The sequence below is a fragment of the Pseudoalteromonas sp. SR43-5 genome, assembly GCF_014163835.1.
GTDB lineage: Bacteria > Pseudomonadota > Gammaproteobacteria > Enterobacterales > Alteromonadaceae > Pseudoalteromonas > Pseudoalteromonas distincta.
This window is the reverse complement of the sequence record NZ_JACJEA010000038.1, coordinates 14,943-38,504: the sequence shown is the minus strand read 5'-3', so window position 1 is coordinate 38,504 and position 23,562 is coordinate 14,943. Positions and strand designations below refer to the sequence as shown.

At 39.5% G+C, this 23,562-nt stretch carries 17 protein-coding genes; 11 read left to right on the top strand and 6 right to left on the bottom strand.

Annotated features, from left to right (window positions below):
• Positions 1–834 precede the first annotated feature (834 nt).
• The 5 genes from H5090_RS18155 to H5090_RS18135 all read left to right on the top strand — a co-directional run bounded on the left by H5090_RS18155 (position 835) and on the right by H5090_RS18135 (position 8,118).
• Complete coding sequence (locus H5090_RS18155; RefSeq protein ID WP_096792329.1) at positions 835–1,629, top strand: VOC family protein; 795 nt, start codon at positions 835–837, stop codon at positions 1,627–1,629.
• Between the two features lie 88 nt (positions 1,630–1,717).
• Complete coding sequence (locus H5090_RS18150) at positions 1,718–2,083, top strand: hypothetical protein (protein ID WP_002959878.1); 366 nt, start codon at positions 1,718–1,720, stop codon at positions 2,081–2,083.
• Positions 2,080–4,413 (top strand): fatty acid cis/trans isomerase, encoded by a 2,334-nt coding sequence (locus tag H5090_RS18145; protein WP_182696394.1) that lies wholly within the window; start codon positions 2,080–2,082, stop codon positions 4,411–4,413. Before H5090_RS18150 ends, H5090_RS18145 begins: the two co-directional genes overlap by 4 nt.
• A gap of 127 nt (positions 4,414–4,540) precedes the next feature.
• Complete coding sequence (locus tag H5090_RS18140) at positions 4,541–6,268, top strand: response regulator (protein WP_182696393.1); 1,728 nt, start codon at positions 4,541–4,543, stop codon at positions 6,266–6,268.
• A 440-nt stretch (positions 6,269–6,708) separates the two neighbouring features.
• Positions 6,709–8,118: an ATP-binding cassette domain-containing protein gene (locus H5090_RS18135; protein WP_182696392.1), complete on the top strand. Its 1,410-nt coding sequence runs from the start codon at positions 6,709–6,711 to the stop codon at positions 8,116–8,118.
• Between the two features lie 47 nt (positions 8,119–8,165).
• Here H5090_RS18135 and H5090_RS18130 read toward each other — a convergent pair whose 3' ends face one another.
• The 6 genes from H5090_RS18130 to H5090_RS18105 form a co-directional block, all read right to left on the bottom strand.
• Positions 8,166–9,044 carry a TraB/GumN family protein gene (locus H5090_RS18130; RefSeq protein WP_182696391.1) on the bottom strand — a complete coding sequence of 293 codons (879 nt, stop codon included), beginning with the start codon at positions 9,042–9,044 and terminating at the stop codon, positions 8,166–8,168.
• A 49-nt stretch (positions 9,045–9,093) separates the two neighbouring features.
• Positions 9,094–10,530, bottom strand: a complete 1,437-nt coding sequence (locus H5090_RS18125) for a HAMP domain-containing sensor histidine kinase (protein ID WP_182696390.1) — start codon at positions 10,528–10,530, stop codon at positions 9,094–9,096.
• A complete protein-coding gene (locus H5090_RS18120) occupies positions 10,511–11,185 on the bottom strand; it encodes a response regulator transcription factor (RefSeq protein WP_154903897.1) in 675 nt (224 codons plus the stop codon). Before H5090_RS18120 ends, H5090_RS18125 begins: the two co-directional genes overlap by 20 nt.
• Before the next feature lie 63 nt (positions 11,186–11,248).
• On the bottom strand, positions 11,249–13,195 hold the full coding sequence (locus tag H5090_RS18115) for an LTA synthase family protein (RefSeq protein ID WP_154903898.1): 1,947 nt from the start codon (positions 13,193–13,195) through the stop codon (positions 11,249–11,251).
• On the bottom strand, positions 13,186–13,557 hold the full coding sequence (locus H5090_RS18110) for a diacylglycerol kinase (RefSeq protein WP_007582120.1): 372 nt from the start codon (positions 13,555–13,557) through the stop codon (positions 13,186–13,188). The genes H5090_RS18115 and H5090_RS18110 overlap by 10 nt, the downstream gene beginning before the upstream one ends.
• Complete coding sequence (locus tag H5090_RS18105) at positions 13,554–15,224, bottom strand: phosphoethanolamine transferase (RefSeq protein ID WP_154903899.1); 1,671 nt, start codon at positions 15,222–15,224, stop codon at positions 13,554–13,556. The genes H5090_RS18110 and H5090_RS18105 overlap by 4 nt, the downstream gene beginning before the upstream one ends.
• A 540-nt stretch (positions 15,225–15,764) precedes the next feature.
• Here H5090_RS18105 and ilvG point away from each other — a divergent pair.
• The 6 genes from ilvG (at position 15,765) to H5090_RS18075 (ending at position 23,540) form a co-directional block, all read left to right on the top strand.
• On the top strand, positions 15,765–17,414 hold the full coding sequence (gene ilvG, locus H5090_RS18100) for an acetolactate synthase 2 catalytic subunit (protein WP_002959891.1): 1,650 nt from the start codon (positions 15,765–15,767) through the stop codon (positions 17,412–17,414).
• On the top strand, positions 17,411–17,656 hold the full coding sequence (gene ilvM / locus H5090_RS18095) for an acetolactate synthase 2 small subunit (protein ID WP_002959893.1): 246 nt from the start codon (positions 17,411–17,413) through the stop codon (positions 17,654–17,656). Before ilvG ends, ilvM begins: the two co-directional genes overlap by 4 nt.
• A gap of 103 nt (positions 17,657–17,759) precedes the next feature.
• Positions 17,760–19,616, top strand: a complete 1,857-nt coding sequence (gene ilvD / locus H5090_RS18090) for a dihydroxy-acid dehydratase (protein WP_024596945.1) — start codon at positions 17,760–17,762, stop codon at positions 19,614–19,616.
• Between the two features lie 2 nt (positions 19,617–19,618).
• A complete protein-coding gene (gene ilvA, locus H5090_RS18085) occupies positions 19,619–21,172 on the top strand; it encodes a threonine ammonia-lyase, biosynthetic (protein WP_039485942.1) in 1,554 nt (517 codons plus the stop codon).
• Between the two features lie 97 nt (positions 21,173–21,269).
• A complete protein-coding gene (locus tag H5090_RS18080) occupies positions 21,270–22,304 on the top strand; it encodes an ABC transporter substrate-binding protein (RefSeq protein WP_182696389.1) in 1,035 nt (344 codons plus the stop codon).
• A 60-nt stretch (positions 22,305–22,364) separates the two neighbouring features.
• Complete coding sequence (locus tag H5090_RS18075) at positions 22,365–23,540, top strand: methyltransferase (RefSeq protein WP_182696388.1); 1,176 nt, start codon at positions 22,365–22,367, stop codon at positions 23,538–23,540.
• The last annotated feature ends 22 nt before the right edge of the window (positions 23,541–23,562 follow it).

Sequence of the window (23,562 nt, the reverse complement as noted above, 5' to 3'; positions counted from 1 at the left end):
CGAACTCAGTAGTGAAACGAAACAGCGCCGATGATAGTGTAGCATTTGCTATGTGAAAGTAGGACATTACCAGGCTTCAAATTGTAGAGAGCCCGACTAGAAATAGTCGGGCTTTTTTACGTCTGCAGAAAAGTAAAATGTGCGCAATTATCATCCACTCACAGCAACACCCATCTCGCAGGCCGGGCGAGCGTAGCGACTCCCTACGTTAAAATCACAACAAAACTTCTCAGTATTTCAGTCGGCCAATAAAGTAGCATTTGCTATGTGACTCTCCACCGCTGTGGGCACTACGACATTACCAGGCTTCAAATTGTAGAGACCCGTTACAGCAATGTGACGGGTTTTTTGCTTTCTGAGGTTTAGAAAAAACCTATAGGCTATATAGAACTTGCATACCGAACTCGGTAGTCAAACAAAACAGCTCGAAGGCGAGCCCCGGCCAACGATAGTGTACATTTGTTATGTGACTCTCCACCGCTGTGGGCACTACGACAGTACCAGACTTCAAATTGTAGAGAGCCCGACTAGAAATAGTCGGGCTTTTTTACGTCTGCAGAAAAGTGATTCAGGGATTCCTCTAGAGCGAAGGACTTCTTAGTAAATCATTTATATCAATCAGCAATAATATTTAATCCATTTGAGAGGTTAAATCTGACCCTAACTGCGTTAAAAACCTCAAATATGAAACAACTGGATAACGAATTTTTGTCCTTCTTTTATCGACTCCGCTTAGTTATTGCTCTAATCTCAATTTATGATCTGTTCAATTATGTAGTTTATAAAATGTGACAGAGTTCGTTTAGGTAAAATTAGAATAATAAGGGCTTAATCATGAGTAAAGTTGAAAACCACCCGCATGGTGTTTTTTGTTGGTCAGAGCTTTGTACGCACAATTGGAAAGACGGTAAGGCGTTTTATACATCATTATTTGATTGGGGGCATGACGATCAACCTATTGGAGAGAACATATACTACACCATGCTACAAAAGCAAGGTGATGATATCGCTGCAATGTACGAAATGCCTAAAGAGCAAATTAGTGCAGGTATCCCAAGTCATTGGTTGGCTTACATTGCCGTCGATAATATTGATGATTGTGCGCTAAAAGCAAAAGAACTAGGTGCTGAGGTTATTGCCGGTCCTCATGATGTTATGAATGCAGGACGAATGTTGATGCTAAAAGATCCAGTAGGCGCAACTGTTGCACTATGGCAGGGGAATGAGCATAAAGGTTGTAAGCACTTAGGTGAATTAAATACGCCTTACTGGCATGAGTTAGCAACAAGAGATAGTAAAGTAAGTCGAGACTTTTACTGTGCTTTACTAGGCTGGGAAAGCGAAATAAAGCCTATGGAAGGGATGGACTACATTTTATTTTTAGTCGATGGACAACCAATTGCCGGTATGCTTGAAATGACAAGTGAATGGCCTGATGATACCCCTGCTCATTGGATGATTTATTTTGCAGTAGAGAGTTGCGATGTAATTGTTAGCAAAGCCGCTAGCTTAGGTGGACAAGTATGTGTTCCTGCAACAGATATCCCCGATGTTGGTCGTTTTAGTGTTATATGCGACCCTCAAGGTGCTGTATTTTCGGTGATCGAATCTGTTATGGATGACGTTTAAACACAGTTAAATTAGCTTTAGCGTTAATTTGCTCGCTAGTTTGATATAATACTCGTCAATTAAATCGTCAGAAAGTGCAGAGAACGCAATGGAATTTGAACAAGATAGTAATTTAACCCTCCCTTTATTTCTATTAGATGAATCATTAAGTAATAGAGACTTAGAGCAGCCTGATTTTGAAATATCAATTGGACTTGATGATGAGTTACTTGCTCAAATTTGCCAGAACCCAAGTGAAGATAGCAGTGTCGCTATTACTGTTAGCGGTTATGAGTTGCTTATAACTAATCCTCTGTACTTAGCTATATTAGATCAAGAGCACGATGCGCAGATAACATTAACGCATGGCCCTCTTTTAAGTATTGTTTTGAATACTGAAGGTCAGAATACATTCGTTTCTCCTCAAATGGATATGATGCCCACCTTTGATTTAGGTGATGAGGACGACGAATGAGAAAAATACTAATAAGTACGATAGTACTCATTATTTTAAGTGGTTGTGCATATTTGGGAAATGCTCACTACGATGATCTTTTTGGACCTGAACAAACACAAGAGAGAATGGTGCCTCATACAACAGGTGCTGGTGCTGATTTTTTACAAAATGTAAAACCTGTACTCGATACCCGCTGCGTAGTTTGTCATGGTTGTTACGATGCACCATGTCAACTGAAGCTCTCATCCCCTGAAGGTATTGACCGGGGGTTGAGTAAAGAGCTCGTTTACGATGGAACTCGTTTATTGGCAACAACCCCAAGCCGTTTATTATTTGATGCAACTAATACTCAGCAATGGCGAGAGAAAAACTTTACGCCAGTGCTAAATGAGCGCGTGCAAAGTGAAGAAGCTAACTTAGCGGGCAGTGTGTTATTTAATAGCTTAGTGTTAAAGCAAAGCCATGAATTGCCAGTAAATGAAGTGTTAGGTGATGAGTTTGACTTTTCGTTAGCGCGTTCGCAAACCTGCGCAACAATGGGTGAGTTCGATCGATTGGCAAGTGATCAACCTCATGGCGGCATGCCTTATGGTTTACCTGGTGTTTCGCGTGAAGAGTTTAATCACTTACAGAACTGGCTTAAAGGTGGTGGTAAAATGTCACATATTCAGCCACCAAGTAAATATGATCAGAATAAAATAGCGGGCTGGGAAGCATTTTTAAATCAAGATAGCTTAAAGTATCAGTTATCAGCACGGTATATTTATGAGCATTGGTTTTTAGCACATATTTATTTTACTTCAGAAAACCCACAAAGCTTTTTCAAATTAGTTCGCTCAAGTACGCCTCCTGGTGAGGAAATAAAGTTAATTAACACGCGCCGCCCATACGATGACCCTAAAGTTAGCCGTGTTTATTATCGTTTTATGCAAGAACGTACAACCATACTTTCTAAAACACATTTACCACTTGAGCTTAATGAAGCTAAATTACTGCGTTTATATGAGCAGTTTATTGCGCCAGATTATACTGTTACGAAAATGCCTAGTTATGAGGCTAAGGCAGCATCTAACCCTTTTAAAACTTTCGAAGTTATTCCAATTAATTCTAAGTATCAATTTATGCTTGATGAGGCAGAGTTAATTATTATGGGCTTTATAAAAGGGCCTGTTTGTCGTGGTCAGATTGCTTTAAATGTTATAAACGATCATTTTTGGGTGGCTTTTGCTGATCCTAATAAAGTAGCGACTCCGGCTGTAGGGGAAATGCTAATGCAACATGAAGAGGCATTAGAACTTCCTGCCGCTGAGGAGAGTAATGCCTTACCCATTTCTAGCTGGGTTAAATATTCAGTTCGCGAGAAAAAGTATTTACAGGCGAAAGTAGAGTTGGCTAACAAAATGTTCAAAGGTGGTGAGCACCTTACAACAGACTTACTTTGGAAAGGTGATGAGCATAATAAAAATGCGGCACTAACTATTTTCCGCCATTTTGATAGTGCAACTGTAGTTAAAGGTTTTATTGGTCAAGAGCCTAAAACCACCTGGATATTAGATTATGCTTTGTTTGAGCGTATTCACTATTTGCTTGTAGCAGGCTTTGATGTGTACGGAAATATAGGCCACCAATTAGTGACACGCCTATATATGGATTTTTTACGTTTAGAGGGAGAGCAAAACTTTTTAGCATTGTTACCTGAGGCTAAGCGTAATCAAATCAAAAAGCAGTGGTATCGTAATTCACCACCTGACTTATCTAAGTTCTTTAAAAATAACCGAGAATTTAGTCAGCCAAGTGGTATTAACTATAAAACTGATGATCCACAGCATGAGCTATATACTTTGATGAAAGAAGCCTTAGCGCCAGTTTTAAGTGAAAGATACAACTACACTGAAGTACCAAAGCCGTTAAATGTAGTAAGTTCTATGCCAGCAAAAGCGGTAAACTTGTTACCTCAGCTTTCTTTTGTACTTGTAAAGCAAAAAGATAATAGTCATAAGGGCTACACTATTATTCATCATAATGCGCACTACAATATATCTAGTTTATTAAACGAAGATGGCCAACGTGCTTATGATGAAGATACCGCGACTATTGTTCCTGGCTTTATCGGTGATTACCCAGCAGCTATTTGGTATTTAAATAACGAGCAACAAGTGAATGCTTTTGCTGAGCAATTACCAATGATGCAAATTGAAGCTGATTATCGCGCTTTAAAAAGTAAATATGGTATTCGCCGCACTCACCCACAGTTTTGGCAATACAGCGATATATTGCACGAAACGGCTAAACAATATCGAGGTATAGAATATGGAATGTTTGACTATAATCGATTAGAGAACCGTTAACGCCTACCTTAATATGCCCAGTTTTTGCTGGGCTTTTTATTGCTTATTAACTTAAAAACATAATTACTCTGACTGATTTTTTGTTTTATAAAATTAGTCTACACTTAAATAAAAAACAGGCTGTTGCATGTTCGATATTATTAAAAGTGTTAGAAAGCGATATCGATGGGCGTTATTGACTATTGCTCTTCTAATCAGTGGTTCTGCTCTATTGTTACAATATAGCTTCTCCGTTCAAAAGTACGATGCAAAAGTTATTAATATTGCTGGTAAGCAAAGAATGCTGTCGCAAAAAATAGCGTGGCATAGCAATGCCATACTCAACATTAGTAATTACTCACCACTTCATACTGAATCGCTTGAGAAATCTCTCAATACATTTAAAAAATCCCACCAAACATTATTAACAAAAAATTCTGATGGTGAATACATTTATTTAGATTCAGCATTAGTGGATTTATATTTTGGTGCAACTACTGGCTTGGATAAGACCGTATTAGAATATGTAGAACAAACTGAAAGGCTTTTGTATCAAAAAGGTGAGGTAAACCAGTCTCTATTTTCAATAGAGCATGTTGAAACGTTATTAACAAAGCTTGATAAGGCAGTGAGCTTATTTGAATCTCAAGCTGTTAAAAAAGTAAATTGGGTCGCCAACCTAGAGATACTATGTTGGTTATTGGCAATGACATTATTACTTATTGAGTTAAGATTTGTTTTTATACCAATGGAAAAAGAGGTTTCAGACACGCTTTTAGAGCTACAAAAACAAAAAGATTTTGTTTATCAAACAAGTCAAAATAAAGAGCATTTTATTGCCAGAGCTAGTCACGAATTTAGAACACCTTTGCAGGGACTTATTACGTCTATTGAGGAGCTAGAGGTTTCTGATAAACAGCAAAGCGTTAAAACCCAAGCTAACTATTGCGCGCTTAGGTTAATAGCCATATTAGATGAATTACAAGACTTGCAGGCTTTAAGTGCAGGTAAATGGGTACCGCATTTAAATGATGAAAACCTTTTAGAGTCGTGTAATAAAGTAGTAATAGCTTACAAGCATGCGTGTAAGCAAAAAGGCCTAAAACTAGTTAGTCGTTTAGATGAATCGTTAAATTGTGTATGTAAACTGGATCATCAACGTTTGCAGCACACACTTACAGAGTTAATTAGTAACGCTATTAAGTTTACACAAAAAGGTGAAATTACTGTTTCAGCTAAGCTTTTAAATGATGAATTTCATTTAACGGTGAGTGACACTGGCAGTGGCTTTTCGAAGAAGATTACCAGTCTTGAATTTGACTCATTTAAACAAACCAATCACTTTCAAGGGTTGAGAACAGGCCTAACCCGGGTTCAATACGTTGTAAAAGCACTGCATGGTGAAATTACTTTTACAAATAATAAAACTCATGGTGCTTTGGTGTCTTTGTATTTACCAGTGACTATAAGTAAAGCCCTCCCAACACCTCTTAAAGTAAACGACAAGCTAACGTGTTTAGTCGTTGAAGATAACCCATTAAACACTATGTTATTAACCCGCATACTTAGTTTATTAGGTTTAAGCTATGATTGCGCAGAAAATGGTAAAGTCGCGTGTGATATGGTGAGTGAAAATCAGTACGATATTGTTTTTATGGACCTAAACATGCCAGTAATGGATGGGTTTGAGGCTATTAAAAAAATACGTTCCGATCTTAATAAAGTAATGCCAATTATTGTTATAACAGCAAATACCTCACAAAATGATATAGAGCGAGTTTATGATTACGGAGCTAACCTCCATATCCATAAGCCAATAAGCCAGCAAGCAATTAAAGACGCATTAAATAGTATTAGCGTTGTTAGGGCGTGTTGATCTTTGGTAGTTGAATTTGCAGCAGTATGTTTGGTTTTTAGGCAAGGCAGAGCCTATGTAGTGTGGTTATTCCCCATAAATAGGCGATAACGCAGCATAAATACCAAACATGCGCTGCCCATTGGGTTCTTTCTAGGGACGATTAACTCTTTGTTGCCTACATGGATGTAGGTAAGGGGCGTGAGCAGGACGCGGAAGCTTTACTCGGTTTTTACTTATTCTTACATGGATGTAAGCCAGTAGAATAACGCAGGAGCAGTTATCGAGCCCACTAGGTTACAAGCCTCGCGCCGCGATTTAATCTTCCTTGGATTGAACAAATTTCAATCCACAAAGGTCAATACGCCCTAGTGAAATAAATTAATTTTGCGGATAACAAGCTTGCTAAGCACTTTTAATATACGTTAACTTGTTGTTTTAAGGTTTATTAGGAAAAGTTAGTGCAGTCAATTACGCTTGAGCAATTTAATGGTTACTTACAAGGGCAAGGTAAAAGCCGTTACGATATATGCAACCTAGATTGGCAAGTAAACCTAGGAGAACATTGGTTACTTTTAGGTGCTAATGGAGCTGGTAAATCTGCTCTGACAGCTGCGTTAATCGGTGAGGCTAAGTGTGAAAGTGGTAAGCGTATAAGTAGTATTAATAAGCTTATGCTTGTGTCTTCAGATTCTCATAAACAGTTACTAGCTCAAGAATTAGAGCATGAAAAGCACACCCTCGTTAAAGACCTTATTTTTACAGGGCATAGTAATAATGATGAATTATTAGCGCAGCTAATAGAGTTATTTAAATTTAGCTCATTACTAAATAGGCATTTTAGAGACCTTTCAACGGGTGAAACTCGTAAACTCCTACTTATAAAAGCACTCAGCTCCCATAGTAAGTTAGTCGTGCTTGACGAGCCTTTTGATGGGCTCGACGTACAATCGTGCCAGCAACTTAATAAAATACTCATAGAGCTTAGCCAAACAATTACTTTTGTTTTTGTACTAAACCGCCTAGACGAAATCCCTTCATTCATTACTCACTATGGCTATGTAAACCAAGGTTGCTTGTTACATACTTTGGCAAAGCCAGACAGTGAGCAATTGAGTGATTTACTAAAACTACTTCATTTAGAACATACCTCATTGGATGTGCCATCTCCTGATACCGAACAAGAGCAAAAGGCATTCACTGGTAATACCTTAGTTAAATTGAGTAATGCTAAAGTTAGTTATAGTGATGTAAGTATATTCAAAAATCTCAATTGGACTATAAAAAAGCATCAGCATTGGCAGCTTAGTGGAGCGAACGGTTCAGGCAAAACATGCCTATTAAATTTAATAACAGGTGATAACCCACAGTGTTATAACAATGACATTGAAGTGTTCGGTTTTAAACGCGGAACCGGGGAGAGTATTTGGGATATAAAACAGCATATTGGTTTTATATCTAACGCGCTACATATGGATTACCGCGTAAGTATATCGGCTTTAAATACTGTTATTTCAGGATTTTACGACAGCATAGGTTTATATCAAAAACCGAGCGACGCACAAATTAATATTGCTAAGCAGTGGCTGGCATTTATTAGTTTAAGTGATAAACAAAATACCTCATTCACCCAGCTATCGTACGGCGATCAGCGTATGTTATTAATTGTGCGGGCTATGGTAAAACATCCAACGTTACTTATTTTAGATGAACCTTGCTTAGGCTTAGATGAAGCAAATAGGCAACGTGTACTGCTACTAATAGAGAAAATTTGTGCTGCCAATACAAGTACAGTGATTTATGTAAATCATCATGCGGCAGACAAAATTAAAGGAATAGAGAATTACTTAAAAATGGAAGACTTTCATTAAAAGCTTAGAGAAAGGTTGAGCGAGAATTCACTCAACCCATTTTTATTTTAAAGACGAGTAACGCTAAAGCCTTTATCTCGAAGTTGTTTAAGTAACCCGTGTTTTTCAGGTAAATGCAAAGCGCCTACAGCAATAAATAGCTGCTCGTTTGCTAAACGCGGTGTGAGTTGTTTAACCCAATTATTATTGCGGTTAGTTAGCATTACTTGCTCGCTAATTTCACCGTAATTACTGTCATCAAAACTCATGTTGTAGTAATCGGTTAGTGTATCCATGTCACCGCTTTTCCAGGCATTAACTAACTTGATAAAGTAAGTATTAATATCGGCTAGTTGCTCAAAAGTTTCTTCAATCATTTCATTGCTTAATAGCGCCATACCATCAAACATTTGTAGTTGTTGTTCTAGGGTTTCAAGCTCACCAATTTTTATTTTATGTTCTTTAGCGTAAGCAAGTACTTGCTTGTCTATGCCGGTTTTATCTGAATATCCTGCATTTTGAAATTCAATTTGCATCATAGTCACCATAACAGCCCAAGGCTTTAAGCCATTAAACATAGCAATATCAATCGACTTTTTAGCAAAGTAATCTTTTAGCTTGGTATAATTTTGCTTTGAAAGCTCAGTTTGCAGTGTTTTACCGTTCCTTAGCATCATAAATGGCATTGAACGCTGCTGCATTTCAAGTGGAGTAAGTTTGCTTATATCAACTTCAACAATCACTTCTTTGCTTGCACTAATTGCATCGGTTACATTTTTAGGTAAGCCTTTCATGCTGGCATCACCAACGTGTACAGTGCCAAATAGGTAAGAGCTAACGCCATTTTTTTCTATTTTATATAAGGCAGGAGCTGCATAGCTGTTCAGGCTAAATGTTATAAGTAACGCCACAATAAAAAAGTGGCTAATACGGCTAAGAGCATTCATGGTTTGTCCTTAAAATCTCAAAATTAGTAGTGTAAATACTAACCTAAATTTACTTCAGAGGTAACGTTAATATAAACGTTAACGTATTGTTTTCGGTATTACTGGCCGTAATAGTAAAGCCATTTAAGTTACATAAGCTCTGTACAATTGATAATCCTAAACCATGGCGCTGATTATTAGTTCTAGATGAATCTAGCTGATAGAGCGGGTCAAAAATAGCAATTAGCTGTTCACCACTTAGTGGTTTATTTACTTTGTTACTAACAGAGATGCTCATGTTTGTGCTGTTATTTACGGCAGTTAATTTAATTGGTGCCTCAGGGAGTCCATAAAATAGTGCGTTATCGATTAAGTTACATAAAATGGTATTTAAACTAAATTCGTCAGCATTAAGTGTAAACTTGTCAGTTATCTCATTATTTAAACGCGTTTTGATACTTGGATGCTTAAAGGTCAGCTCATCAATAATTTGATTTACTAAGTTATTTAGCATGATATTTTGTGCATTCAATTGCATAGCACTACTACTTGAGCGCTGCAATAATAAGAGATTGCTAACAATTGTTTTCATGCGCTGTGAAATATTAAGTACATCACTGGTATAGGTGTCGCTAATACGTTTATCGTCAGGGTAGCGAATAGCCACTTCTGAAAGGCTTATTAGTTCAGCTATTGGGGTTTTAAGCTCGTGTGCAATGTCGCTTGTTAGGCGCTTTTCATTACTATAGAGTTGCTGATTAACGGTAATAAACTTATTTAGCTCGTTACGTATAGGTTCTATTTCTTCTACTTTGAAGTCGCTTTCTATTGTTTGCGCTACACCGGTAATATCGAGTAACTTAATTTGGTCGTTTAAATTGTGTAGAGGGTGCAGGCCTTTATTTACAATACGTGTCACTAAATAGCGCACACCAAACACACCAAGTACACAGGTTAAAATAAAGACCACATCAATAATTATCAGTACTTTATTAAGTTCGGCTGTCGGCGCTGCAATCGCAAGAGTCATGGTATTAAAAACAGCAGAGTGAGTGGGGTTTCTATCATCTTTTTGGGCTACAAAGTGACTTATAAGTGCGCGACCATCACGCCCGTTAGGAAGCTCGTAATCTATAATTTTAGATTCGTTTATCGGCATTTCTAAAAAAGGCAGGTTAGCATTTTCATAAAGCGCTAATGAGTCCGAGCGTTCAAACACATCACGGCCATGCCATAATTGGTAAAACTCCGTGGCATCGGCTGCTTCATACTCCGACATAAACTCGCCAGCAAAATCAAATTCAACCACGTTGTTGTCATCTTCAACTAAGGTTTTTAAGTAGTTAGCTTTATTAGTTAAAGACTGATTAAACTGATCTTCCACCCAAGTATCAACACTTAAATCAACTGTTAAAAATATGGTGAATAAAATAACCGAGATCACGGCGCTAATATTATTAACGAGTTTACGTTTTATTGAGTGATTTTTATTTTGTTGTTGCGACATAACCAAATCCACGTTTATTTTTTATCGGGAGCTCGCCATCAAACTGTCTTACTTTTTTACGTATGGTTGAGATGTGTGCTTCAAGCGCATTTTTAGAGAGCATATCAAACTGACCTACCACCGCTTCACTTATAAGTTCAAGCCCCAATACTCGCTCTGGGGCGTTAAATAAGCATTCAATTATTTTGTATTCATTACGCGTGAGCTCAATGGCATGTTGCTTGTAATGAAGAGTTTTAAGGGAGAGATCTAATACGCAATCTCCTACGGTTAGGCTATTTTGTTGGTTTTGCAGTGAACCACGACGAAGTAATGCAAGGACACGAGCATGGAGTTCTTCAAACGAAAATGGCTTAGTTAAATAATCGTCAGCGCCTTTCATAAGGCCGTTAATTTTATCTTGAGGCTCACTTCGTGCCGATAAAATTAGCACACGGCTTTGGCTATTACTGCTGCGCAGTGCTTGTAAAATACTCATGCCATCAACGCTCGGTAGCATTAAATCAAGTACGAGGAGGTCGTAGTTTCCACTCAGTGCCATACTCAGCCCTTCTGAGCCATCACCAGTTTCATCTACGGTAAAACCAAGGTTGCTAAGGCCAACTTGCAAGCTGCGTCTTAGTGCTTCAGAGTCTTCAATAACGAGGATTTTCATGTTTACTCGGTTTATAAAAATAGCCTTGTTACTTTAACAAGGCTTTATTATCAAGTCACTTGGTTAATGATACCAACCATTTGTGTAGGCTAAATTACCCAAGTTCGCGTGGGCTAGGGCTTTTCTAACTAGTTGCTCATCATTTTCACATGGTACAAGCTGGTTATTGCTATACGTATAGGTTGTTGCTGGTTTTTGTGGTTGTAACACCACCACTTTATTATCGTGCATGTAGGCAAAGTTTTTGTCGTATTGCATCATTGCGCGTTGTTTGTTGTCGCTAATTGGCTTTGATAAATCATGACCTATCATTGGGTGCTTACCACTTGCGCCAATTAAAGACAGTAGAGTAACAGGAATATCGAGCTGACTGGCTAGTTGGCTATCTCGTTTATGGGTAATACCTTTTCCAAAAATAACGGCCGGAATTTTAAAGTGATCCACCGGTACTAAATTCGAACCCGATACGCGCGAGTCGTGATCGGCAATAACTATAAATACAGTATCATCCCAGTAGCTCGATTTTTTAGCTTTTTCGATAAAGGTGCCTAGTGCGTAATCGGCATACTTGGCAGCATTATTACGGGTTTGTTTTTGTTTATCGTACAGCGTTATTTTATCGTCAGGAAAGTCATACGGGCTATGATTAGAGCTTGAGAATATAAGGCTAAAAAAGGGTTTGTTTTGATTTTTAAGCTTAGTAAGTTCTATGTCGGCCTGGTCGTACAAGTCTTCGTCTGATGCGCCCCACGAGCCATTAAAGTCTATTTTTTTAAAGTTATTTGTATCTACGATACTTTTAAAACCGTTGCCTAAAAAGAAGCTGCGCATGTTATCAAAATGGCTTTCGCCACCATAAATGAACTGCGTGTTGTAATTTTGCTTCGCTAAAAAATCAGCAATGGTAAAAAAGTCACGTTGTGATTTATCAAGCTTAACAACTGCACGCGAAGGCGTTGGTGTAAACCCTGTAATTACAGCCTCAATTCCACGTACTGAACGTGTACCCGTGGCGTATAAATTATCAAACCCCCAGCCTTGTTTATAAAGGGCGTCTATATTAGGTGTAAGCGGTAAACCGCCAAGTGTGCCTACATAACGAGCACCTAAACTTTCTTGTAAAATAATGACTAAATTTTTGGGTTTACCTGTATTACTTGCGCCATGAAACGTTTTTGTAGGGGCGGTTACATCACTAAATGTGCCTTGCGTATTTTGCATGTTACTACGCACAATACTAAGTAATTCATCGGTGGGCATTTTACCGTAATAGTCTTGGCTCGATTGCTCATTAGAAAGTTGCTTAACTGCAAACGCGACGCTATAAAGTGAGTTAAGGGTTAAGTCGTTAAGTAAATGATCGGTAGAAAACGAGACCATGGCGGGGTTAAGTGGTCTGTGTCCTAATGAGTTGCGGGCGCCAAAAATAGTTAAGCATACTAAAACAAGCGCTAAAATTGATTGATTTAAACCTGTTAGTGATGACTTGCTTTGCCATTGATTGCTAAATATTTTACTTGCAAATTTACAGCTTAAAATAAGTGCTATAACAGCAATAAATACTTCTAACTTATAGCCTGAAAAAATCATTTTTGAGACTTCTTTAGGATAAATTAAATATTCTATAAATAAGCGGTTTGGGCGTAAATCGTACTCGTTTATAAACGTAGGCGTAATCACTTCAAAAAAAACAAGTAAAGCAGACATCGTCACTAAATAAATTTTAATGAGGCCGCGTACTTTATTTTGCCACCCTACGCTTTGCATCAGTAAAGTAAGTAGTAATGCGGGCATAATAATGTAGCTTAGAGTGGCTATATCAACTCTTAAACCACCTATAAATATAGATAACCACGCATGCAATCCAAATACACGCTCCCCTTGCCATACACTTAATCCAAAGCGAGCAAGTGTTAAAAAGCTAAGTGCCAAAACAGCAAATACAACAAAAATCCATACAGGGCCAAGTGCATTTTGTATTTTAGGTATAAAAGTTAGCTTTATGCCCATAACACAGCCCACCAAATAAGAGCGGCAATTAGCATAGCTATAAACACGCTTGCAGAGGCTATATCTTTAGCTAGCCCCGAAAGCTCATGGTATTCACTGCCAATTCTATCAACTACAACCTCAACTGCCGTATTTACCAGCTCAGCAAACAATACAAAAAGCAGGCTAGCTATAAGCAGTAATTTATCCCTTAGTGCAATTTCTTGTAGCCACACAAACACACCGAGTAATGAAAACAGTGCTAGCTCTTGTTGAAACGCCGCTTCAAATCGACTCATCCATTTTAAGCCGTTAAAAGAATGGCTTAAGGTAAAAATAAGGCGCATTAAGCCTTGGCGTTTTATAACGGTTTTATTACTCATAGTTTTATTTCGCTTGGTGTTGTTTGGCAGTTAGCAAGTAAATCAAGTGATGCCTGATACGTTTTGCTTTTAATGCCAATTAAATTTAAAAGGGTGTGAAAAATATTGTTGTGTGAGCGTGCAGCGCGGGTGTCTAAATTAGCTAAACAGGTATTAGTAATGCGCTGATTATGCTCATCAGCCCACATATAAAGAGGAACGTGCGTTTGTGTGCTAGGTGCAAAGCTATACGGAAAACCATGTAAATAAGCACCGGCTTCGCCAAGTGATTCACCATGATCAGAGACATATAAAAACTGCTTATCTATGTTGTTTGGCAGCGCTTTTAATTGCTCAATTACCTGGGCGTTAACAAAGTCGCTGTACGCAATTGTGTTGTCGTAGGTATTAACTAATTCATCGAGTGAGCAGTTTTGAATGTCGCTTCTGTCGCACGTGGGCGTAAATTGCTTAAATTTTTCTGGGTAGCGTTTAAAGTAGGTTGGTCCGTGTGAGCCCATCATGTGTAGGACGATAACGGTATTAGCTTGGTTTAAATTAGCGAGTTTGCGCTTAAGTGGAGCAAGCAGTGCTTCATCAAAACAATATTTTCCATCGCAAAGCGCTGATGGGGTGGTTGGGATATCAATGTTAACAACACGGGTGCATACGTTTTTACAGCCGCTGTTGTTATCAACCCACAGTACGTCGCTGCCAGCTTGTTGTGCTAAGTCAACCAGGTTTTGTTGGTTGTCGGCTGCTAAACGATCAAAGTTATCTTGTGTTTGCAGTGAAAACATACACGGCACAGACACAGCAGTAGCGGTGCCACAAGACGCCACATTATTAAAATACGTCACATTATACTTTTGTGTATAAGGGTTGGTGTTGCGCTTATAACCTTGATAAGAAAAGTTTTCTGCTCGTGCGGTTTCGCCAACAACTATAACTGTTACGCTGGTGGTATTAGCCGCAATTAGGGTAGGTGCTGCATCTATGTTTTTAAATTCCATATTGGTATACAGCAGCTGATCGCGCATATATTTATAACCGCTAGAGAGATACTGAAATGGGATGAGTTCTTTTTTCAAAATGCGGTTATTGCGGCCAGTGGCTGCGTAATCGGCGTAAAAGTTTACGACCACTAAAGCAATTAGTGAGCAGCACGCTACAATAAGTTTTATACGACTAATCGCTTCTTGGTGAGGGCGGGTAAAGTGTATTTTCACTTTGCTTAATATAAAAACAGGTAGCGCACAAAACAGTAGTAGAAAGCCTATGAGCTGCGGATTTAAATAGCTCAGTGCTTCGCTTGAATCTGTTTCGAACGTGTTTTGAATCATTGAATAGTCAAACACGACGCCGTAATTTAATGAGCCGTAAAGTACGGCACTCGAAATTATCAGTAAAAGGTAGTTAATTGGTTTTAGTAACCACCTAACCGACACTATTGAAAAGAAAATAATTAAAAGGCATAACAACAGCAGTGGCACTGAAAGTAAAAATAGCCATGAAAAAGATGCAAGGGAGGTGATGGCGCTAAACGAACCTTGAATAAAAGGAATGTTTATAACTAAACAGTAATAACAGGCAATCATCACTACAAAGGCATTTGCACTACAGTGAATGTAAAACCGCTTACTACGATTTGGCTTTTTTTGTGCTGGTGTTTGGCTAGTTATGTTCATATTTAGGCTCGTTTAAAATAACAACGCCATGCTATGCAACAACACTTAAGAGTCGCTTAAGAGAACCTACGCATTACCTGAAGGTGATAAATAATTTTATTTATAAAAATATTCTCAAAAATTAATCAAACCTTAAATAAGGGATATAAGAATAGTGAATTTCTGAGATTAAAATTAGAGCATAAAAAAACCACTACCAGCTTGTATAATGAATTTTAAAACCTGATAAATTGCCTTTTAGTCTTTTTGTTAGATTAACTTTGGTGTTGACTTAAAGGGCCTAGCGCGGTACTAATATAAAAAGAGAGCGAAGGAATAACCTTCGCGATAATTGAACAAAATTTGGTATTAATTACATGCTTACAAACGCACTTAACCTAGTCCTGATTATTATCGTGGTGATTATTCCCGCGAGGGCTTCGTAGTGCTTTAAAAACTTAAGCATTAAAAAAGCCCTCCGCACTTAACCGTTCGGAGGGCTTTTTAGTTTTAAGGGTAAAATTTGTAATTGGGTTGTCACTGAGGAATGAGGGTTTATTAATGACAGGCGCAGAACTAACAATCGACTTATTGGCCAAACACGGCGTAAATGAAGTATTTGGCTACCCAGGCGGAGCTATTATGCCAATTTACGATGCGCTGTATGGCGCGCCAGTCAAACACTACCTAACTCGCCATGAGCAAGGTGCAGGGTTTGCAGCTGTTGGTTATGCTCGCAGCACACGTAAATTAGGCGTATGTTTTGCAACATCGGGCCCAGGTGCAACTAATTTAATAACCGCTCTTGCTGATGCGATGATGGACTCAGTACCATTATTGGCGATCACCGGCCAAGTGCCTACTGCAGCGATTGGTTCAGATGCGTTTCAAGAAATAGATGTACTAGGTATGTCGCTTTCGTGTACTAAGCACAGCTACATGGTAGAACGAGCTGAAGACTTAGCAGAGATATTACAAGAAGCAATTCATTTAGCGCAAAGCGGCCGCCCAGGTCCTGTACTTGTCGATATCCCAAAAGATATTCAAATGGCTCAAGTCCCTTTTAAACCGTGGCTAGCAGCTGATGAATACTTACCAGAGTTAGATTTAAAGCAAGTTGCTATTGCTAATCAATTGTTGAGTGAGGCTAAACAGCCTGTAGCGTATGTAGGTGGTGGTGTACAAGCCGCTGATGCGCAAGACGAGCTAATGCAATTTTTAAATAAAACTCAGATGCCAGCTGTATCAACACTTAAAGCGCTGGGCAGTGTATTACCAGATTACGAACATTACTTAGGTATGTTGGGTATGCATGGTGGTCAAGCTGCTAATATCGCAGTGCAAGAATGTGATGTACTTGTATGTATAGGGGCACGCTTTGATGACCGCGTAACAGGCAACTTAGCTAAATTTGCAGCTAAAGCTAAAGTAATCCATTTAGATATAGATGCTGCTGAAGTTGGTAAGCGAAAACCTGCTAAGGCTTCATTAATTGCCGATTTAAAAACGTCGTTACCCGCACTTGAGTGCTTTGTAACACCTAAAGCTTGGTGTGACACAAATAAAGAAATGAATATTAAGCATGCGTGGCGTTACGACTACCCAGGTGAGAAGGTTTTTGCACCGTACTTATTAAACCAACTAAGCCAACGCATGCCAAAAACAGGGGTTGTGTGCTGCGATGTGGGTCAGCACCAAATGTGGGTAGCACAACACATGAAGTTTACTCATCCGAGTAATCATTTAAGCAGTGGTGGTGCAGGCACAATGGGCTTTGGTCTACCTGCGGCTATTGGTGCACAAGTAGCACGCCCTGATGACTTTGTTATTACTGTATCGGGCGATGGTTCTATAATGATGAATATTCAAGAGCTGGCCACTATTCGTCGTAACAATTTACCTGTAAAAATATTAATTTTAGATAACCAGCGTTTAGGGATGGTTCGCCAATGGCAAGAACTATTTTTTGAAGGGCGTTATTCTGAAACTAACCTGTCGGATAACCCAGACTTTGTGCAATTAGCTGCTGTATTTGGTATCCCAGGGCAAACAATTACTCACGCTAACCAAGTTGATGATGCGATAACTGCATTAGTTAACAGTAAAGGTCCGTACATAGTACATGCCTGTATTGATGATAAAGAAAATGTTTGGCCACTTGTACCACCTGGGGCTGCTAACGACGAAATGATGACGGAGAAAGCAAAATGAAACATAGCCTAACTATTGCATTAAAAAGCCAAAGTATAGCGGTAGAGCGCTTTTTACGAGTGGTGCGTCATCGTGGTTTTGACCTTACGCATTTTCAGCTCAATATGGACGATGGTTTTTATAATGTAGACATGACGGTAGATAGTGATAAACCAATTCACCTTTTAACCAGCCAGTTAAATAAGCTGGTGGATGTCAAAGAAGTCACTTTACAAAATTTACAGCAACAACAGGCTGTGTAATTACGAACTGAAAAACAATTTACGAGTAACTGAATCACTCGGTTACTCACCAATTTTAGAATGAGGAATGCCCGCTTATTTTGCGGCAAAAACTGAGGTAACTATGGCTAAATTAAGAAGTGCAACAACAACTGAAGGGCGTAAACGCGCAGGCGCTCGTGCATTATGGCGCGCAACAGGTATGACCGACACCGATTTTGGTAAGCCGATTATTGCCGTAGTTAACTCGTTTACACAATTTGTACCAGGGCATGTTCACCTTAATCAGCTAAGTGAACTTATGGCTGAAACCATTACACAAGCCGGTGGCGTCCCTAAAGAATTTAATACTATTGCGATTGATGATGGTATTGCAATGGGTCACGGCGGCATGCTTTATTCGCTGCCTTCGCGCGACTTAATTGCTGACTCGGTTGAGTATATGGTAAATGGTCATTGTGCTGATGCGATGATTTGTATTTCAAACTGCGACAAAATTACTCCAGGAATGATGCTTGCAGCACTACGCTTAAATATTCCGGTAATATTTGTATCAGGCGGCCCAATGGAAGCAGGTAAAACTAAGCTTGCTAACATCGATATTAAACTTGATTTAGTAGATGCCATGGTTAAAGGCGCTGATGAATCGGTAAGTGATGCAGATTCAGAGCAAGTAGAGCGCTCTGCGTGTCCAACATGTGGCTCGTGTTCAGGCATGTTTACTGCAAACTCAATGAACTGTCTGCTAGAAGCGATTGGTTTAGCATTGCCAGGTAACGGTACGACGCTTGCGACTCATAAAGACCGTAAACAACTTTATGTTGAAGCGGGGGCTCGTATTGTTGATTTATGTCGTGAGTATTATCAAAAAGATAATCAAGATGTATTGCCACGTGCTATTGCTAACAAAACAGCCTTTATGAATGCAATGGTTGTTGATATTGCAATGGGTGGCTCGTCAAATACGGTATTGCATTTACTTGCTGCAGCGCAAGAAGCGGGCGTTGATTTTGATATGTCGCACATTGATGCGCTCTCTCGTAAAACACCATTTTTATGTAAAGTTGCACCAGCGACACCTGAATATCACATTGAAGATGTGCACCGCGCAGGCGGCATGATGGCAATCGTACGTGAACTTGGCAAAGCAGGCTTAGTTGATATGTCAGTTAATCATGTTGCTGGGTCAACTATGGCTGAGCTCGTTAAAAAATGGGATGCAACAGATCCCACTAACGAAGCAGCGCGCAAATTTTACCGTGCTGGCCCTGCGGGCATTCGTACCACTAAAGCAATGAGCCAAGAGTGTCGTTGGGACGAGGGCGATAACGACCGTGTTAATGGGTGTATCCGAAGTGTCGAACACGCTTTTCGCCAAGACGGTGGCTTAGCTGTACTTTCGGGGAATTTAGCAGTTGATGGCTGTATTGTTAAAAGCGCTGGCGTTGTTGATGAAATGCTACATTTTGAAGGTACTGCAGTCGTGTACGAGTCACAAGATGATTCTGTAGAAGGTATTTTAAACGATGAAGTAAAAGCCGGCGATATCGTGGTTATTCGTTACGAAGGCCCTAGAGGCGGTCCAGGTATGCAAGAAATGCTATACCCAACTAGCTACTTAAAATCAAAAGGCCTAGCTGAAAAATGTGCACTTATTACTGATGGTCGCTTTTCGGGTGGTACTTCGGGTTTATCAATTGGTCATGTGTCGCCAGAGGCGGCAAGTGGTGGTGCAATTGCTTATGTTGAAAATGGCGACAAAATCATTATTGATATCGCAACACGTGAAATCACATTAGCGTTAAGTGATGAAGAGCTTGAAGCACGTAAACAAAAACAATTAGCACGCGGAAAACTGGCGTACAAACCAGTTGATCGTGAGCGCTATGTATCGTCTGCTTTAAAGGCTTATGCATTACTTGCAACAAGTGCTGATAAAGGCGCAGTGCGTGACTTAGCTAAATTGGAGGCGCTTAGTTAATTATGGTCTCTCAAGAGCTCGATTATTTTCGCGCTATTATTCAAGCAAACATGGAGCCTTTGGCTAAAGTTACCGAGGTCAGCGAAATGGCTGAGCTTGGTGCTAAATTAGGTAACCATGTTTGGTTAAAGCGTGAAGACCAACAGCCCGTGTATTCATTTAAATTACGCGGTGCGTATAACAAATTAAATAAATTACCTAAAGGCTCAGTGGTTATAACTGCTTCAGCGGGTAATCATGCTCAAGGCGTTGCACTAAGTGCTTCTCACTTAGGGCATCAAGCTACAATTGTAATGCCAGTAACAACGCCTGAAATAAAAGTAAGTGCGGTACGTGCGCTTGGCGGTGAAGTTGTGCTACATGGGCATCATTTTGATGCCGCAAAAGCACATGCGCTTGAGCTTACAGAGCAACGAAACGGTATATTTGTTCCACCATTTGATGACCCAGACGTCATTGTTGGTCAAGGTACTGTAGCACGTGAGCTTATGCAGCAATTAAACGAGCTTGATGCGGTGTTTATTCCTGTTGGCGGCGGCGGTTTACTTGCTGGGATGGCGGTTTATATTAAATCGCTGCGTCCAGATATAAAAGTAATTGGTGTAGAAGCCGACGAAAGTGCATGTTTACAAGCGGCACTTAAAGCAGGCAAACCGGTAGAGCTTGAGCGCGTTGGTAGTTTTGCTGATGGCGTAGCGGTTAAAATTATTGGCACTGAAACATTTCGCTTAGCGCAAAAGTTTTGTGATGAAGTTATAACCGTCACCAGCGACGAAATATGTGCTGCCATGCAGGATATTTTTGTATCTACCCGTGCAATAGCAGAGCCTTCAGGTGCACTTGCAACGGCAGGGCTTAAAAAATGGAGCCAGCAGTCGGGTTTAAAAGGGTTACATTTAGCGGCTGTTTTATCCGGTGCTAATTTAAACTTTGATCGCCTGCGTTATGTTGCAGAGCGCACTGCGCTGGGTGAAAAAAACGAAGCGTTATTAGCGGTTACTATTAAAGAAGAAAAAGGCAGCTTTAAACAGTTTTGTGCTTCTTTAGGTGGCCGTGCTATTACTGAGTTTAACTACCGTTATGCAGGACCTGGTGAAGCACAAATATTTGTAGGTATTGCCCTGCGCCAAGGCGAGCAAGAGCTTAATGAGCTAAAGCAAGACTTAACAAATAATGACTACCAATTTTGCGATCTGTCGGATAACGAACTCGCTAAATTACATGTGCGCTATATGGTTGGCGGAAAAGCACCCGAGCAATTACATGAGCGCTTACTTCGCTTTGAATTTCCAGAGTATCCAGGTGCGCTTGCACGCTTTTTAGATACTTTAGGTAGTAATTGGAACATTACCTTATTTCATTATCGTAATCACGGTGGTTCGATGGGGAATGTACTGGCAGGTTTTGCTATTGAGCCGAGTCAGTATGAGATGTTTAACGAGCACTTAAACCGTTTAGGTTACAGTGTACAAGATGAAACACAAAATCCGTGCTTTAGCCAATTTTTAACATCAAAGCCCCAAGCAGAAAAAGCCGAAAAACTCGCCTCAGTATAATCCTACTTTATAGGCAGGCACCTAACTAGGGTGCTTGCTTTATTACACGTTTTACATATAGTTACAGGTAATCGTCATACTTTTTGAGGACACCTAGTTGCTATTTAAAGGATTAATCATTGGATTGTGCTTTTTTTGTAGCCATATCGCGGCGCAAGAATCAGTCACATTACAGCTAAAATGGACACATCAGTTTCAGTTTGCTGGCTACTATATGGCAAAGCAAAAAGGCTTTTATAATGAAGCGGGCCTTGATGTAACCATTAAACAAGCTAATCCAATGAAACCTGATACCTTTGCTCCTGTCGCCAGTGGCGAAGCACAATTTGGAGTAGGGCACTCTGGTATTTTACAGCAACGTATTAATGGACAACCTCTTGTTGCTATGGCTGCCTTATTGCAATTTTCACCTTACTGCTGGATGGTTAAAGACACGTCTGATATTTTTCATCCACGTGACTTTGTTAATAAACGTATCACTGCGGTAAGCAAAAATGATGGTACCGAACTACTTATTATGCTTAAACGCAGTGGCGTTGATGTGGATAAACTCAAAGTTTACGATGGCGAAAATCCAGGCCAGGCTTGGATTGAAAACAAGCTAGATGCTATGCAAGTATATGTTACTACAGAGCCTTATTATATGACTCAACAAGGTGTAGCTCATCGACTTGTTTGCCCACAGCGTTATGGTATGGATGTATATAGCGACATTTTATTTACCAGCGAAAACATGCTTAAGAAAAATCCTCAAACGGTCGAAAAATTCTACCAAGCGAGCCTAAAAGGGTGGCGTTATGCAATGATGAACATGGATGAAGCCATTGCAGTCACCCAGCAAAACTATGCACCGGGTAAAAGCTTTTATCAGCTCGCTTTTGAGGCTGAAGTACTAAAAAGTTATATAACCCCACCCACTACCAGTTTAGGGCATATGTCGATAGCAAAGTGGCGCTTAATTGCGGACTTATATGGCATACCGCAAAACGAATTTGACGAAGTGAAATCTCACTTTATTTATAAATATCAAGAGCCTGAAAAAATGCAGTTATCGTGGATGCTCATGGCAGCTATTTTGGTAAGTATTATTTCAATACCTTTGTATTTACGGCTGATTTTTAGTAAAAATTAACTGCTTAGGTAATTCACGAAACTGATATAATTAATTGTCTTTTTTATTTTTTAAGCTGTTATGACTTTAGCTGAGCAATTTTTAGCACTTGATTCACTTTTAATGAATCATCGTCAGTATTGGCAGTGCACTGCATTTGATTTTGACACTATACCTTGGCCAGAGCTACAAGGCATACTTAGCGAACTAACTGATGATCAGGTAAGCGTTCTTGATAACGATCAAAACCAGCTATACCAATTTTTTAGCCAGCACATAAACCAACTTGATGAACTTGCAAAGTTATGCGAGTTACCTAGCTCAGCCCACTCTCGAGCTGATTATCCATTTTGGATAAGTAACGGCATTAAAGGTCGTAAGTTTGCACAGTTACAAGATTTTGTATCTGCACTACCTAATACCAAGCAACCTGTTTTAGAGTGGTGCGCGGGTAAAGGGCACTTAGGTCGAATGCTTGCGTTTAATGGCGCAAGTAATGTGCATAGTATTGAACTGCAACAAAGCTTATGCGAGCAAGGACAAAAAAGTGCACAGCAACAAGGCTTAGCAATGCACTTTAGCCAAGCAGATGTATTAAAAGACGATATCACTCAATTTTTTAATACAGATATGCATGCTGTAGCACTTCACGCATGCGGTGGCTTACACCAAGCATTTATGCGCCAAGCAAGTTTAGCGAAAGTACAGCAAATTAGCTTTTCACCTTGTTGCTACCATTTATTCACGACTAATGAGTACCTTGCAATGAGTGAGGATGCAAATAAAAGTGAGCTTAATCTAACGCATCGTGATTTAAAGCTCGCATTACAAGAAACTGTCACAGCGCCTTCTCGTCTGGAAAAAGTACGTAAAACAGAACTTGAGTGGCGACTTGGTTTTGATGCACTAAGAAAGTCGATCACTGGCGAGCAATATTACGTAAGCGTACCTTCGGTCAACAAAGCTATATTCTCAGATTCGTTTAAATCGTTTTGTGCATGGGCTGCAGATAAAAAGGCATTAAAATTACCTCAAAGTACTGATTATATTAAGTATTTAGAGGTTGGGGTGGCTCGAAAAAAAATAACTGATCGAGTTGAACTGGTTCGACATGTATTCAGAAGGGCAATTGAAGTTTGGCTTGTGCTCGATCGTGCTTTATATTTGCAACAGCAAGGTTATCAAGTAAGCGTTAAAACGTTTTGTGAAAAGCAGTTAACGCCTCGTAATATTTTGATTCTTGCTAATGTCCATTAAATTTCCGTCCTCGACTTAATAA

What these genes read in the sequence shown, in the direction of transcription:
- H5090_RS18155 (WP_096792329.1), top strand. Translation starts at nt 835, where the DNA reads ATGAGTAAAGTTGAAAACCACCCGCATGGTGTTTTTTGTTGGTCAGAG.
- H5090_RS18150 (WP_002959878.1), top strand. Translation starts at nt 1,718, where the DNA reads ATGGAATTTGAACAAGATAGTAATTTAACCCTCCCTTTATTTCTATTA.
- H5090_RS18145 (WP_182696394.1), top strand. Translation starts at nt 2,080, where the DNA reads ATGAGAAAAATACTAATAAGTACGATAGTACTCATTATTTTAAGTGGT.
- H5090_RS18140 (WP_182696393.1), top strand. Translation starts at nt 4,541, where the DNA reads ATGTTCGATATTATTAAAAGTGTTAGAAAGCGATATCGATGGGCGTTA.
- H5090_RS18130 (WP_182696391.1), bottom strand. Translation starts at nt 9,044, where the DNA reads ATGAATGCTCTTAGCCGTATTAGCCACTTTTTTATTGTGGCGTTACTT.
- H5090_RS18125 (WP_182696390.1), bottom strand. Translation starts at nt 10,530, where the DNA reads ATGTCGCAACAACAAAATAAAAATCACTCAATAAAACGTAAACTCGTT.
- H5090_RS18120 (WP_154903897.1), bottom strand. Translation starts at nt 11,185, where the DNA reads ATGAAAATCCTCGTTATTGAAGACTCTGAAGCACTAAGACGCAGCTTG.
- H5090_RS18115 (WP_154903898.1), bottom strand. Translation starts at nt 13,195, where the DNA reads ATGGGCATAAAGCTAACTTTTATACCTAAAATACAAAATGCACTTGGC.
- H5090_RS18110 (WP_007582120.1), bottom strand. Translation starts at nt 13,557, where the DNA reads ATGAGTAATAAAACCGTTATAAAACGCCAAGGCTTAATGCGCCTTATT.
- H5090_RS18105 (WP_154903899.1), bottom strand. Translation starts at nt 15,224, where the DNA reads ATGAACATAACTAGCCAAACACCAGCACAAAAAAAGCCAAATCGTAGT.
- ilvG (WP_002959891.1), top strand. Translation starts at nt 15,765, where the DNA reads ATGACAGGCGCAGAACTAACAATCGACTTATTGGCCAAACACGGCGTA.
- ilvM (WP_002959893.1), top strand. Translation starts at nt 17,411, where the DNA reads ATGAAACATAGCCTAACTATTGCATTAAAAAGCCAAAGTATAGCGGTA.
- ilvD (WP_024596945.1), top strand. Translation starts at nt 17,760, where the DNA reads ATGGCTAAATTAAGAAGTGCAACAACAACTGAAGGGCGTAAACGCGCA.
- ilvA (WP_039485942.1), top strand. Translation starts at nt 19,619, where the DNA reads ATGGTCTCTCAAGAGCTCGATTATTTTCGCGCTATTATTCAAGCAAAC.
- H5090_RS18075 (WP_182696388.1), top strand. Translation starts at nt 22,365, where the DNA reads ATGACTTTAGCTGAGCAATTTTTAGCACTTGATTCACTTTTAATGAAT.